The 13,002-nt window shown below is 42.3% G+C and carries 13 protein-coding genes; 11 read left to right on the top strand and 2 right to left on the bottom strand.

Translation table 11 applies throughout. From position 1 onward, the window contains the following. Positions 1-33 precede the first annotated feature (33 nt). The 9 genes from ftsB to rpoS all read left to right on the top strand — a co-directional run bounded on the left by ftsB (position 34) and on the right by rpoS (position 6,453). Positions 34-321, top strand: a complete 288-nt coding sequence (ftsB, locus tag AB8618_RS12190; protein WP_008110330.1) for a cell division protein FtsB — start codon at positions 34-36, stop codon at positions 319-321. Further along, positions 311-1,012, top strand: coding sequence for a 2-C-methyl-D-erythritol 4-phosphate cytidylyltransferase (gene ispD, locus AB8618_RS12185; protein WP_413400673.1), 702 nt, complete (start codon positions 311-313; stop codon positions 1,010-1,012). Before ftsB ends, ispD begins: the two co-directional genes overlap by 11 nt. Then, entirely contained in the window at positions 1,009-1,491 is a 483-nt protein-coding gene (gene ispF, locus AB8618_RS12180) for a 2-C-methyl-D-erythritol 2,4-cyclodiphosphate synthase (protein WP_008464226.1), read from the top strand. The genes ispD and ispF overlap by 4 nt, the downstream gene beginning before the upstream one ends. Next, a complete protein-coding gene (gene truD / locus AB8618_RS12175; protein WP_413400672.1) occupies positions 1,488-2,537 on the top strand; it encodes a tRNA pseudouridine(13) synthase TruD in 1,050 nt (349 codons plus the stop codon). The genes ispF and truD overlap by 4 nt, the downstream gene beginning before the upstream one ends. Further along, positions 2,518-3,282, top strand: a complete 765-nt coding sequence (gene surE / locus AB8618_RS12170) for a 5'/3'-nucleotidase SurE (protein ID WP_198523586.1) — start codon at positions 2,518-2,520, stop codon at positions 3,280-3,282. Before truD ends, surE begins: the two co-directional genes overlap by 20 nt. After that, complete coding sequence (locus AB8618_RS12165; protein WP_138609357.1) at positions 3,272-3,910, top strand: protein-L-isoaspartate(D-aspartate) O-methyltransferase; 639 nt, start codon at positions 3,272-3,274, stop codon at positions 3,908-3,910. Before surE ends, AB8618_RS12165 begins: the two co-directional genes overlap by 11 nt. Before the next feature lie 9 nt (positions 3,911-3,919). Then, the gene (locus AB8618_RS12160; RefSeq protein WP_418157308.1) at positions 3,920-4,498 is read left to right on the top strand and encodes a YqaA family protein; all 579 of its coding nucleotides are present in this window, start codon (positions 3,920-3,922) and stop codon (positions 4,496-4,498) included. Between the two features lie 41 nt (positions 4,499-4,539). Beyond that, positions 4,540-5,364 (top strand): peptidoglycan DD-metalloendopeptidase family protein, encoded by an 825-nt coding sequence (locus AB8618_RS12155; protein WP_178956469.1) that lies wholly within the window; start codon positions 4,540-4,542, stop codon positions 5,362-5,364. A 117-nt stretch (positions 5,365-5,481) separates the two neighbouring features. Continuing rightward, positions 5,482-6,453 carry an RNA polymerase sigma factor RpoS gene (gene rpoS / locus AB8618_RS12150; RefSeq protein WP_109874229.1) on the top strand — a complete coding sequence of 324 codons (972 nt, stop codon included), beginning with the start codon at positions 5,482-5,484 and terminating at the stop codon, positions 6,451-6,453. Positions 6,454-6,509: 56 nt separating this feature from the next. On the opposite strand, the gene mutS is transcribed toward rpoS, so the two are convergent. Then, positions 6,510-9,095: a DNA mismatch repair protein MutS gene (gene mutS, locus AB8618_RS12145; protein WP_413400671.1), complete on the bottom strand. Its 2,586-nt coding sequence runs from the start codon at positions 9,093-9,095 to the stop codon at positions 6,510-6,512. Between the two features lie 21 nt (positions 9,096-9,116). Between mutS and AB8618_RS12140 the strand changes: the two genes are divergently transcribed. Next, the gene (locus AB8618_RS12140) at positions 9,117-9,605 is read left to right on the top strand and encodes a CinA family protein (RefSeq protein WP_413400670.1); all 489 of its coding nucleotides are present in this window, start codon (positions 9,117-9,119) and stop codon (positions 9,603-9,605) included. Between the two features lie 68 nt (positions 9,606-9,673). Beyond that, positions 9,674-10,717, top strand: coding sequence for a recombinase RecA (recA, locus tag AB8618_RS12135; protein WP_058155138.1), 1,044 nt, complete (start codon positions 9,674-9,676; stop codon positions 10,715-10,717). Positions 10,718-10,829: 112 nt separating this feature from the next. On the opposite strand, the gene AB8618_RS12130 is transcribed toward recA, so the two are convergent. Then, positions 10,830-12,950 (bottom strand): TonB-dependent siderophore receptor, encoded by a 2,121-nt coding sequence (locus AB8618_RS12130; protein WP_409423729.1) that lies wholly within the window; start codon positions 12,948-12,950, stop codon positions 10,830-10,832. Positions 12,951-13,002: the final 52 nt, after the last annotated feature.

Genomic DNA, 13,002 nt, shown 5'->3' with positions numbered 1-13,002 from the left:
TAGATAATTAAAAATTAAAATAAGGAGTGTTTAATGCGATTTTTTCAATTTGGCTTGTTGTGCTTAGCACTTTTTATCCAGTATCGCCTTTGGTTTGGTCATAACGGGGTGCAAGACTACACCCGTTTAAAAAATGCGGTGGCATCGCATCAACAAACTAACGAAAAACTAATAAAGCGTAATAAAGTATTAAAAGCGGATATAGAAGATTTAAAGCTCGGCCACGAAGGCATTGAAGAGCGTGCCCGCAACGAATTAGGAATGATTAAACCGGACGAAACCTTTATTCGTGTTTTACCGGCTCAACACCATGACAAATAAACAAACTATTGCTGCTATTGTTCCTGCCGCAGGTGTTGGCAGTCGAATGCAACACACAACACCAAAGCAATATATTTCCTTAGCAGGGAAAACCATTCTAGAGCATACGCTCGCTAAGTTATCGCAGTTACCGCAGTTAAACTCTATAGTGGTGGCTCTGAGCGAAACCGACCCCTACTTTGACGACCTTACGCTAGCTGATCCTCGCATTGTGCGTGCTATTGGCGGTAAAGAGCGCGCAGATTCAGTGTTAAACAGTTTATTGTTTTTAGCTGCCAACCCACCTGCTTGGGTTTTGGTGCACGACGCTGCAAGACCTTTAGTCGATATTGCTGATATAGAGCGCTTAATCGCACAGTGCATGCAGGCTGATGAAGGCGGCATTTTAGCCAGCAAAGTAAAAGACACTATAAAACGAGGGCAAAGCCATGCGCAGCAAACTGTGCCTCGTGATGATTTATGGCAAGCGCTTACCCCGCAACTGTTTAAATACAACGAGCTTAAAACGGCATTGCAAAGTGCGCTTAACGGCGGCGTTACTATTACTGATGAAGCCAGTGCAATGGAGTGGGCAAATAAGCCGGTAAAGCTGGTAGCAGGGCGTAGTGATAATATTAAAATTACCACCCCAGAAGATTTAGATTTAGCAGGCTTTTTACTGCAAAAACAAAATAATGAGAGTGCAACATGATACGAATAGGCCATGGTTTTGACGTGCATAAATTTGGAGGCCAAGGGCCTTTAACTATCTGCGGCGAAAAAATTGATTATCCACAAGGCTTTTTAGCACACTCAGATGGTGATGTAGCTATTCATGCCTTATGTGACGCTATTTTAGGATCATTAGCGCTGGGCGATATTGGTAAGCATTTTCCGGATACGGCCAGTGAATATGAAAATATTGATAGCCGTATTTTACTTCGCCATGTAGTGAACCTTGCTAAGCAACAAGGTTATGTATTGGGCAATGCGGATGTCACTATTGTGGCACAAGCACCAAAAATGCTGCCGCACATTCAAGCGATGCGTGGCAACCTTGCCAGTGATTTAAATGCCGAGCTTTCACAGGTAAATGTAAAAGCTACTACTACCGAAAAGCTCGGTTTTGAGGGGCGTAAAGAAGGCATTTCAAGCCATGCCGTGGTCATTATGAGCAAACAAAACGCATGAGCGAATTAAATTATTTATATGGCGCGCCGCTTTCCAAAGCCGACTTTAAAACCACCGCAGAAGACTTTATGGTTGATGAGGATCTCGGTATAGAGTTTACCGGCAGTGGCGAACATGTGTGTTTGCAAGTGGTTAAAAAGGGTGAAAACACCCAATATGTTGCCAAGCTGATTGCACAAAAAGCGGGTGTATCGCCACGTGATGTAAGCTATGCCGGTATGAAAGACCGCCATGGAGTATGCTCGCAGTGGTTTAGCGTAAAAGTACCGATTAAAAAGCATATTGATTTTACTGAGCTGAACAGTGAAAGCTTATTTGTGGTATCGCAGCAGCGCCATGAGCGAAAATTGCGCACTGGTTGCCATAAAGGAAATAGATTTACTATTACCTTGCGCAATGTAACCGAGCCGCTTGATATTTTATGCCGTATAAACGCGGTACGCGCAGGTGTGCCTAACTATTTTGGTGAACAGCGCTTTGGTCGTGATGGACACAACCTAGTGATGGCCGAAAAAATGTTTGCCGGTGAGCGTATTCGCGATAAAAAGCTGCGGGGCATTATTATTTCTGCTGCGCGTTCACATGTGTTTAATCAAATTGTTAGTTTACGCGTGGCTGAGCATGGCCTTGCTAAAACCATGCATCGCGAAGTATTTATGCTCAGTGGCAGTAATGCATTTTTTGAAGATGCGATAAGTGATGAAAATATTGCACGGCTTGCCTCTGGCGATATTATGATGTCGGCGCCCATGGTGGGCAAAAGTGAAAAAGGCTTAACCGAACAAGAAAAAACATGGTTGGCACCGTATCAAGCATGGTGTGATGGCTTAGGGGATTTAGGGCTTAAAAACGAGCGTAGAATGCTGCGTTTAATACCCCAAGAGCTAAGCATAGAAACACTTGATGAACGCACATTAAAACTCAGCTTTGGTTTACCCAAAGGCTGTTTTGCAACGGCTTTACTGCGCGAACTGGTCGATTATACTGATGCCAGCCCTCGCGAGCGAAAAGAAAAGGATACCGCAGATGAAGATTCTATTAAGTAATGATGATGGTGTTAATGCCAAAGGTATTGCTGTTTTATATCAAGCATTAACACAAATTGCTGAGGTAACGCTGGTTGCTCCAGATAGAAATTGTAGTGGTGCTAGTAATTCACTAACGCTAATGAATCCGCTGCGTGCCACAACGCTCGACAACGGTTTTATGTCGGTAAACGGTACACCCACTGATTGTGTGCATTTAGGTGTTAATCAATTAGTGGATGAAAAACCCGATTTGGTTGTTGCTGGTATTAATCATGGCGGTAATTTAGGCGATGATACGCTTTACTCTGGTACAGTTGCTGCGGCGACTGAAGGCCGTCATTTAGGCTTACCAGCAATTGCGGTATCTTTGTGCTCTCATCATGGTGAGCATTTTGAAACAGCGGCAGCCGTTACTGTAAATATTATTAAAGGGCTTGCTTCACATCCGTTGCCCAAAGATCAGATCATTAATATTAATGTTCCCGATATTCCGCTCTCTGAGCTCAAAGGCGTTCAGGTAACTCGTTTAGGGGCTCGTCACAAAGCAGAAACCATGACTAAGCAAACCGATCCATGGGGACGCGATATTTTTTGGTATGGATCGCTAGGGCTTGAAAGCGACGCAGGTGAAGGCACTGACTTTTATGCGGTTAATAATGGCTATGCATCAGTGACCCCGTTAAGCGTTGATATGACTGCCAAAGACAGTGTTAAAGCCGTGGGAGAGTGGTTAGCCGAGTTGGAGATTAATCGTGCTGGCTAATTATACTCGCAGTGCACAAGCACTTTCAGACCTTTTACAGCGAGATGGCGTAGAAGATAAAGAGGTTTTAAAAGCGATTGCGCAAATTCCTCGGCATATTTTTATTGATGATGTACTCAAACACAAAGCGTATCAAAATACCGCGCTACCTATAGGACAAGGGCAAACTATTTCTCAGCCTTATATTGTTGCGCGCATGACCGAGCTAATGCGATTAGCCGGTGTGCAACATAAGGTGTTAGAAATAGGCACCGGATCGGGCTATCAAACTGCGGTTTTAGCTAAAACCTTTGATAAGGTATATTCGGTAGAGCGTATTAAAGCTTTGCAATGGCAAGCTAAACGCCGATTACACCAGCTCGATTTGTACAATGTCACCATGAAACATGGCGATGGTTGGCAAGGCTGGCAGTCACAAGCGCCATTTGATGGCATTATCGTGACTGCTGCGGCAACCACCATTCCCCCCGAGTTACTCGCACAACTTGCTGATGGAGGCGTATTACTCGCCCCTATTGGTGAGGAAGAACAAAAATTAACCATGGTTATTCGCCAAGGCGATAACTTTACAGAGCATGTAATTGCGCCAGTAAGATTTGTACCTTTAGTCCCTGGTGATATTGAATAGGAATTCATTTTGAAGTTGTTTACCAAGTTATACGATATGGCGTTAGTGTGGGCTAAACACCGCCATGCAGAACGTTATTTAGCAGGGATGAGTTTTGCCGAGTCGGTTTTCTTCCCAGTTCCACCTGATGTAATGTTAGCGCCTATGTCGCTAGCGCAACCAAGTAAGGCATGGCGATTTGCAAGCTTTGCCACGGTTGCTTCTGTGCTTGGCGGCGTACTGGGTTATTTACTTGGATTTTGGTTGTTTGAACCGGTTGTAGAGCCCTTTATTGCGCAAATGCAATGGCAAGATAAATTTAATACGGCGCTTGCATGGTTTAAAGATTATGGCGTTTGGGTGGTATTTATAGCGGGGTTTTCTCCTATTCCTTATAAGGTATTTACCATTGGCGCTGGCGTATTACAAATGGCGTTTTTACCCTTTATTATTGCCTCGGCTATTGGGCGTGGCGCGCGTTTCTTTTTAGTATCTGCTTTAATGAAGTGGGGTGGAGTTAAAATGGAACAAAAATTACGTCAATATATTGAAGTATTTGGCTGGGCAGTGGTTGCTTTAATCGCTGTTGCGTACGTATTATTGCGATAATCGCCATAATGCAACGATGTTAAAACAGAGGGCAAAACACATTGAATAAACAAATACGCTGTTATGTTGCTTTATTTATTAGTGTTTTGCTTTGTGCATGCTCGTCTCGCCATGTTCCTGCTCCTGTAAGTAGTTTAAATAATAATATTAATGACTATCCCTCACGGATTAATATTAACGGTGGCAAGTACACGGTACAAAAAGGCGATACACTTTATTCGATTGCTTTTAGTGCTGGAAAAGATTTCAGAGAACTTGCAAAAAATAATTCAATTCCATCACCTTACACTATTGTTCCTGGTCAGGTTGTATCCCTTTTAGAACCAAGTAGGTCAAGGGTTGCACAAAAAACTTACCAAAATAAGCCCGCTAAAAAGTCATCTAATTTACAAAAAAGTAACAGAAAATTAAAGAAAGAGCTTGATAAGCCGAAAAAACGTAGGTATGTTCAAAAACAAGCTAACCAAAAAATTAGTCAGTCTCAAGGTTCTTCAGCTAAAAAGTTGAGTTGGTTTTGGCCTGCTAAAGGTAAAATAACAAAACGCTTTTCTAACAAGGAAAATGGTTACAAAGGCCTACAGATTGCTAATAAAAAGGGTACTGCTGTACTCGCCGCTGCAAAAGGAACGGTAGTTTACGCGGGTAGTGCGCTAAGAGGTTACGGTAATTTAATCATATTGAAACATAATGATGATTACCTAAGTGCTTATGCACATAACTCAACGTTACTTGTGAAAGAAAAGCAAATAGTGAAGGCGGGACAAAAAATAGCAGAAATTGGTAATTCAGAGTCTTCAGTAACGGCACTTCGTTTTGAAATTCGTTATCGAGGAAAAGCTGTTAACCCTGCTAAGTACCTACCCTGAACTGAAGGTGTTGATTGACTGTTCTGGAGAAGGCTCATGGCTAATACAGCAAAAGCTTGTAAAACGACTACAGACCTAAATCATAAAGTTATTGATAGCTTGCTCAGGAGAAGTCTTATGGCTGATGTAGCAAAAGCTGAGAAAACCCCCACTGATGATAAGTTTGACGACTCTAAAATAGAGGAGACAACGAAGTTACTTGATGAAGTGGAAGATGAAGATGTATTTGTAAAAGAAGAAGTCACTAAAAACCTCGATGCCACCCAGTTATACTTAGGCGAGATTGGTTTTTCCCCTCTATTAAGTGCAGAAGAAGAAGTGTTTTTTGCACGAAAATCGCTTAAAGGCTGCGAAGCCTCCCGAAAACGTATGATTGAAAGTAACTTACGCTTAGTTGTAAAAATTGCGCGTAGGTACAACAATCGTGGACTTGCTCTACTTGATTTAATTGAAGAAGGTAACTTAGGGCTGATCCGAGCAGTTGAAAAGTTTGATCCTGAACGGGGTTTTCGATTTTCTACTTATGCCACATGGTGGATACGACAAACCATTGAACGGGCAATAATGAATCAAACCCGTACTATTCGTTTGCCTATTCATGTTGTTAAAGAGCTTAACGTTTATTTACGTACAGCACGTGAGCTAACTCAAAAGCTTGATCATGAGCCAACCGCAGAAGAAATTGCAGAAAGCTTAGACAGACCGGTCGAAGATGTAACAAAAATGCTTCGCCTAAACGAAAAAATAGCTTCTGTAGATATGCCTATTGGTGGCGAGAATGACAGTGCATTGTTAGATGTAATTGCCGACGAAAAAAATGTAGGCCCCGAAGGTGAAGTACAAAACAACGATATGAATACGCATATTATTGACTGGTTAGGTGAATTAAACCCTAAGCAACGCGAAGTACTTGCACGTCGGTTTGGTTTACTAGGCTATGAACCCTCAACCCTTGAAGATGTTGGCCGTGAAATTGGGTTGACCCGCGAGCGAGTTCGCCAAATACAGGTTGAGGCGCTACGTCGGTTAAAAGATATCTTGCAGCAAGAAGGATTAAGTACCGAAAGCTTGTTTGAGCAGTTTGCTTAATCTAAACACACAGTAAAATTAAATACAGCCCGACTTTTTAGTCGGGCTGTTTGCGTTTAAAGCAGTGCTTTTAATTTATAAAGCAGTTCATGCGCCTGACGCGGTGATAGGTTATCGGGATCTATTGCGGTCATTTGTTGCTCAAGTTCACTAGGCTGAATTATTTGCGGTTCACTATCAAACGGTAAAACCTGTTGCTCTGTGGTGACTGTTGTGACACTTTGATGATTTTCAAGCAAGGTTAGCTTTTGTTTAGCTTGGGCAATAACCGCTTTAGGCACACCAGCCAGGGCTGCCACTTGCAAACCAAAACTTTTACTTGCGGCACCATCTAATACCGTGTGCATAAAGGCAATGGTATCGTTGTGTTCAATGGCATCTAGGTGCACATTAACCAGCCCAGGCGTTTGTTCTGCAAGCTCAGTGAGTTCAAAGTAATGGGTTGCGAACAGAGTTTTAGCCGCGATTTTTGAAGCAAGATGATCAGCTGTTGCGTATGCCAGTGATAAACCATCGTAAGTACTGGTTCCTCGGCCTATTTCATCCATTAATACCAATGATTGTGCGGTGGCATTATTTAAAATTGCCGCAGTTTCTGTCATTTCAACCATAAAGGTAGAGCGCCCAGATGCTAAGTCGTCACTGGCGCCAATGCGAGTAAATATTCTATCAATATTACCAATCTTTGCGCTATCAGCAGGAACGTAACAGCCAATGTGCGCCATAAGCACAATAAGCGCAGTTTGGCGCATGTAAGTTGATTTACCGCCCATGTTAGGACCAGTAATTATCAACATTTTACGCTGGCTATTGAGCTCCACAGGATTGGCAATAAATGGGTCTTTCATTACTTGCTCAACTACAGGGTGGCGGCCTTGTTCGATGCTGATATTATCGTTATCGCAAAGCTCAGGCTTGGCATAATTTAGCGTTTGGGCACGCTCTGCTAAATTATTCAGTACATCTAAATCGGCAATGACCGAGGCCATTATTTGTAGCTGCTCAATATGCGGAGCTATAAATTCAAATAACTGTTCGTATAATTGTTTTTCAAGGGCCAGCGCTTTTGATTGGCTGCCGAGAACCTTGTCTTCATGTTCTTTAAGTTCTGGAATTATATAACGTTCATTATTTTTTAACGTTTGACGACGAATATAATCTGCAGGCACTAAGTGCGAGTTAGCGCGGCTCACCTCAATAAAAAAGCCATGCACTCGGTTATAGCCAATTTTAAGTGTACTAATACCTGTGCGTTCACGTTCGCGCTGCTCTAGCTGTTCAAGCACATCGGTGGCACCTTGGCTTAAATTACGCCACTCATCAAGTTCGCTGTTATACCCTGGCGCAATAACGCCGCCATCACGAATTAACACCGGTGGGTTATCAATCACTGCACGTTCAAGTAATGCTTGAAGCTCGGGGAGCTCTTTAGAGTGGGCAATAATATGAGAAATACGCGCATCTGTGGCATCGCTTAATAAGTTATGTAGCGGTGCTAATGCTTGAAGCGCACTACGAAGCCTTGTTAAATCACGTGGCCGAGCAGTGTGTAATGCCAAGCGAGCAATTACACGTTCTATATCACCAATATCTCTGAGAGCGTCATGCAGCTCACTGCATAATTGCACATCTAAAATAGCACTAATGGCATTTAGACGAGAATTTAACTCGTCTTTATTACGAATAGGAGTATGAATACGGCGCTTAAGTAATCGTGAGCCCATAGCTGTGGCTGTTTTATCAAGCACTTGGGCAAGGGTATTTTCAAAGCCACCTGATAAATTAACGGTAAGTTCAAGGTTTTTACGGGTGGGCGCATCTAAAATTACCGCGTGTTCATTATGCTCAAGGGTAATTGCACGAATGTGCGGTAATGCAATACGTTGGGTATCTTTTACGTACTGCATTAAACAGCCTGCCGCTACCAAGGCGCTATGTGCTTTATCGACCCCAAAACCGACTAAATCTTTGGTGCCAAACTGCTCGCACAGTAAGTGTTGCGCGGTATCAAGGTCAAACTCCCAATCAGGGCGACGACGCGCTCCCTTAATATGTTCAATTAAATGAGTGTTTTCAAAGTGTTCATTATATAGTAATTCAGCAGGCGCTAAGCGTTGTAGGGTTGAGCTAAATGCTTCATCGGTACTAACTTCAACAACATTGAAGCGTCCTGAGTTGATATCAAGATACGCAACACCGTATTGACCTTTTTTATTTTGCCAAACACTGGTTAGTAAGTTGTCTTGGCGCTCTTGTAGTAAGGCTTCGTCAGAAATAGTACCTGGGGTTACAATACGCACTACTTTGCGTTCAACAGGGCCTTTGCTGGTGGCAGGGTCACCCACTTGTTCACAAATAGCCACCGACTCGCCCATTTGCACTAAGCGAGCTAAGTAGTTTTCTACCGCATGATAAGGCACGCCCGCCATAGGAATAGGATCGCCCCCTGCTTTGCCACGGTGTGTTTGTGAAATATCAAGCAACTGCGCGGCGCGTTTTGCGTCATCAAAAAAGAGTTCGTAAAAATCCCCCATCCGATAAAACAATAAAATATCGCGATGCTCTGATTTTATTTTTAGATACTGCTGCATCATAGGGGTTTGTTGTTTTATAGTGTGCGGTGCATAAAGATCAAACGACATGTATTTACCCAAAGGCTGAATATGGAATTACATCAAGAGATTAAGACACTTGCTGCGCAATTAGGCGCTATTTTAACGGATAAACGCTTATGGATCACTACCGCTGAATCATGTACTGGTGGTGGAGTGAGTTATTCGCTTACCGATACCCCCGGAAGTTCAGCATATATTGACCGTGCATTTGTTACTTATAGCAATAACGCCAAGCAAGAATTACTCAATGTGAAGCATGATACCCTCGAGCAATTTGGCGCAGTGAGCGAACAAACAGTTATTGAGATGGCAGCAGGTGCCTGCAAGGCAGCCAGTGCTGACATTGCCATTGCTATTTCAGGGATTGCAGGGCCCGGTGGCGCTACTGAGGACAAACCGGTAGGGCTTGTGTGGTTTGGGCTACAAATTAACGGTAAACACTGGACGTTTGAACAAGTATTTAATGGTGATAGGGCGCAAGTTAGGCTGCAAGCCATTGTATTTTCTTTAAAAACTGTAATAGAGAAGATAAAATAATAAAATTAGCTTGATACTGTGATTTCATACAGTATACTTGTGTGCATTAGCTGGATTTGGAGAAGAAAATGAACGATAACAAACAAAAAGCGTTGGACGCAGCTTTATCACAAATTGAACGTCAATTTGGTAAAGGTTCAATCATGAAATTGGGTGACAATAAGGCGTTAAACATTGACGCTGTATCAACAGGCTCGCTAGGTATTGATATTGCTTTAGGCATAGGCGGCTTGCCAATGGGGCGTATTGTTGAAGTATATGGCCCAGAGTCATCAGGTAAAACAACGCTAACATTACAAGTTATCGCACAAGCTCAAAAAGAAGGTAAAACGTGTGCCTTTGTTGATGCTGAGCATGCTCTTGATCCAGTTTACGCACAAAAGTTAGGCGTTAATATTGATGAGTTACTGGTATCTCAACCAGATACGGGTGAACAAGCACTGGAAATTTGTGACATGTTAGTGCGCTCAAGCGCGGTTGATGTAGTGATTGTCGATTCTGTTGCTGCATTAACACCTAAAGCTGAGATTGAAGGCGACATGGGTGATTCACACATGGGTCTACAAGCACGTTTAATGTCACAAGCACTACGTAAGCTTACAGGTAACATTAAGCGCTCAAACACGCTATGTATTTTCATTAACCAAATCCGTATGAAAATTGGTGTAATGTTTGGTAACCCTGAAACAACAACTGGTGGTAATGCCCTGAAATTTTACGCCTCTGTACGTATTGATATTCGTCGTATTGGTTCAGTAAAAGAAGGTGATGAAGTTGTTGGTAATGAAACGCGTGTTAAAGTTGTGAAGAACAAAGTAGCACCGCCGTTCAAACAAGCTGAATTTATCATTATGTATGGTGAAGGTATTTCTAAGCAGGGCGAGCTAATTGATTTAGGTGTTAAGCATAAAATTGTTGAAAAAGCAGGTGCTTGGTACAGTTACAATGGCAACAAAGTTGGCCAAGGTAAGTCTAATTCAATTAAGTTCCTTAAAGAAAACCCTGAAATTGCAGATGAAATTGAAGGTAAGTTACGTGAAATGCTATTGCTAAAAGCAACGGTTGAGCCAGAAGATGGCGAAGACGTATTAGGTGATGAAGGCGACCTTTAAGCCATTTAGTTTTAAAGCTTGATTTGACCCGAGCTTAAAAAAAGCGCTAACCATTTAGGTTAGCGCTTTTTTATTGTTTGCTATAAAGTGACTTAAAGCCTAATTGTTAGCTTTATAGCTGCCAGTTAACTGACAATGAGTAGTTACGTGGTGCCCCGTAATAACCTTGTGCCCAATAGAGGCTGTTTATGTACTTTTCATCAGTGCTGTTATTAACATTAAAGGTAACACCGACGTTTTGAGTAATTTCGTAGGTGGCCATTAAATCTAATATGCCATAAGCCCCTTGTTTTGTAGTAACCAATGCGTTACCAGCTGGGTCTTTTACTTGCACGCGGCTAGTAGTATCTTGCCAGCGGTAATTAGCACCTAAGGTTAAACCACTAATAAATGGTACTTGATAAGTAGCTGCCATTTTTAATTGGTTTTCGGGGGTGTAATCTTTTACAAGCTCATCACCATCAATGCTTAAATTACTAAAGCTGATGCTAGCACTTAAATCATCTGTTAATCGACCGCTTAGCTCAATTTCGAAACCATCACTGTTGATACCATCTGCAGCATAATAACGCGTATCGCTAGGAAGAGAGTCTGGAAGCGCAATAGCAAGTCCATCTTGCTTAGCATCAAAGTAGGCCAGTGTTACAAATACTTGCTCATCTAAAAGTTGAGCTTTTAGGCCAACCTCAGCACTTTTACCAATAACCGGAGCCAGTTGTTCAGCGTTAATGTCTAACTCTTTTTGTGGCACAAACGTTTCGGTGTAGCTTGCGTAAGCTGATAACGACTCGGTAAAGTCGTACACAGTACCAATGTAAGGAATAACCTCTGAGTCATCGCGGGTTTGCACTACACTATAAGCAGTACCTTTAGTTTCCCAATCGGTATAGCGTACGCCTGCCAAAATGCTTAATGGCTCAGCTAGTTTAATGCGAGTTGAAACATAGGCCGATCTTTGTGTATTTTGTACATCACTGCCGTTAGGTGCATCCGCAAGCGTTGCCTCTGGTGCAATCCCATCCCAAGTCGCTAAATCAGGCATCGCAGGGAAACCATTTCCTGTGCTGTAGTCATAAAGCGATTGGTCATTAAAGTCCATGTTTGCTTGGCTAATACCAAATGATAAGTCGTGCTCTAATGAAAACAACTCAAACTTACCGCTGGCATATAAATCAAATAAATCTTGCGTGTCTTTGTAATCATAACGACTCGCATAGCCGGTTAAACCTAAACCAGTTTCTTTATCTGGGGTACCATATACATAAAACAACTCAGAATTTTGTTCATTTTTTATATGGGCATAACGGGCTTTAGCAACCCAAGTCGCTGATAAGTTTTGCTCAAGTGTTACATAGATACGTTCAGCGCTATTATCCCAATATGACCAATCTGCAGCGGTACTAGTCGATTCATCATAATCAGTTGGTGAACCATCAGTGTAGTAAAGTGGTAATGCGCCCCACAATGGGCTGTCAGCATCTTTTTGTTGGTTTACGTAGTTAATGCTCAGTAACGTATCGTCAGCTAGCTTTCCTTCATAGGCAAGGTAGGCAATAGTTTTATCGGTTTCGTAACGATCTAAATATGACTCTTTATCTTGCTTGGAAAATACAGCGCGAACAGCGTGTTCATCGTTAATCGGTGCAGAAACATCTATATCTACGCGCTTGTTATTCCACGAACCATAAGAAGCAGAAGCATGAGCTTGTGTTGTGTAGGTTGGTTTTTTTAGCACCATGTTTACAGTAGCCGATGGGTTACCCGCACCGGTCATCATGCCATTGGCACCACGTACAATTTCAACACGGTCGTAAATTGCAGTATCAAGTGTCCCTTGAATTGAACCAGAGGTTTGCGGAGTGCCTAAGCCATCAATTAAAAAGTTAGTTATCTCAAAACCACGGGCTTTAAAGTATGTACGATCGGTTTCTATTTGCTCTACTGTTACGCCTGGTGTGCTTTCTAGTACCGCATTAATATCATCAAGTGAAAAGTCATCCATCAAAGCGCGTGAAACAACGGAAATTGATTGCGGGGTTTCTTTAATTGTTAAACCTAGCTTAGTTGCAGACTGCGCTTCTTCGGTAATATAGTTTTTATGATGTTGCCCATAAACGGCAATTTTTTCTAAAGGCAGGTTGTCTTGCGTGTCGTTTGCAACAGCATGACCAGATAAAACTAGTGAAGTAAGTAGACTCAGTTTAAATGCAGAGTTTTTTTGTTTGTGCAGCATCTTGTTTCCCATAAGATTAAATTTGGCTGGTAATTTAATCTAAATGAGAGTG

The organism is Pseudoalteromonas sp. RW-H-Ap-1 (assembly GCF_048318575.1).
Taxonomy (GTDB): domain Bacteria; phylum Pseudomonadota; class Gammaproteobacteria; order Enterobacterales; family Alteromonadaceae; genus Pseudoalteromonas.
The sequence above is the reverse complement of the archived record's forward strand: the minus strand, read 5'-3'. Positions and strand labels throughout refer to the sequence as shown.

Bases quoted from the DNA above. Each gene is read 5' to 3' on its own strand.
- recA (WP_058155138.1), top strand. From the start codon at position 9,674: ATGAACGATAACAAACAAAAAGCGTTGGACGCAGCTTTATCACAAATT.
- ispD (WP_413400673.1), top strand. From the start codon at position 311: ATGACAAATAAACAAACTATTGCTGCTATTGTTCCTGCCGCAGGTGTT.
- surE (WP_198523586.1), top strand. From the start codon at position 2,518: ATGAAGATTCTATTAAGTAATGATGATGGTGTTAATGCCAAAGGTATT.
- truD (WP_413400672.1), top strand. From the start codon at position 1,488: ATGAGCGAATTAAATTATTTATATGGCGCGCCGCTTTCCAAAGCCGAC.
- AB8618_RS12140 (WP_413400670.1), top strand. From the start codon at position 9,117: ATGGAATTACATCAAGAGATTAAGACACTTGCTGCGCAATTAGGCGCT.
- AB8618_RS12130 (WP_409423729.1), bottom strand. From the start codon at position 12,950: ATGCTGCACAAACAAAAAAACTCTGCATTTAAACTGAGTCTACTTACT.
- ftsB (WP_008110330.1), top strand. From the start codon at position 34: ATGCGATTTTTTCAATTTGGCTTGTTGTGCTTAGCACTTTTTATCCAG.
- mutS (WP_413400671.1), bottom strand. From the start codon at position 9,095: ATGTCGTTTGATCTTTATGCACCGCACACTATAAAACAACAAACCCCT.
- rpoS (WP_109874229.1), top strand. From the start codon at position 5,482: ATGGCTGATGTAGCAAAAGCTGAGAAAACCCCCACTGATGATAAGTTT.
- ispF (WP_008464226.1), top strand. From the start codon at position 1,009: ATGATACGAATAGGCCATGGTTTTGACGTGCATAAATTTGGAGGCCAA.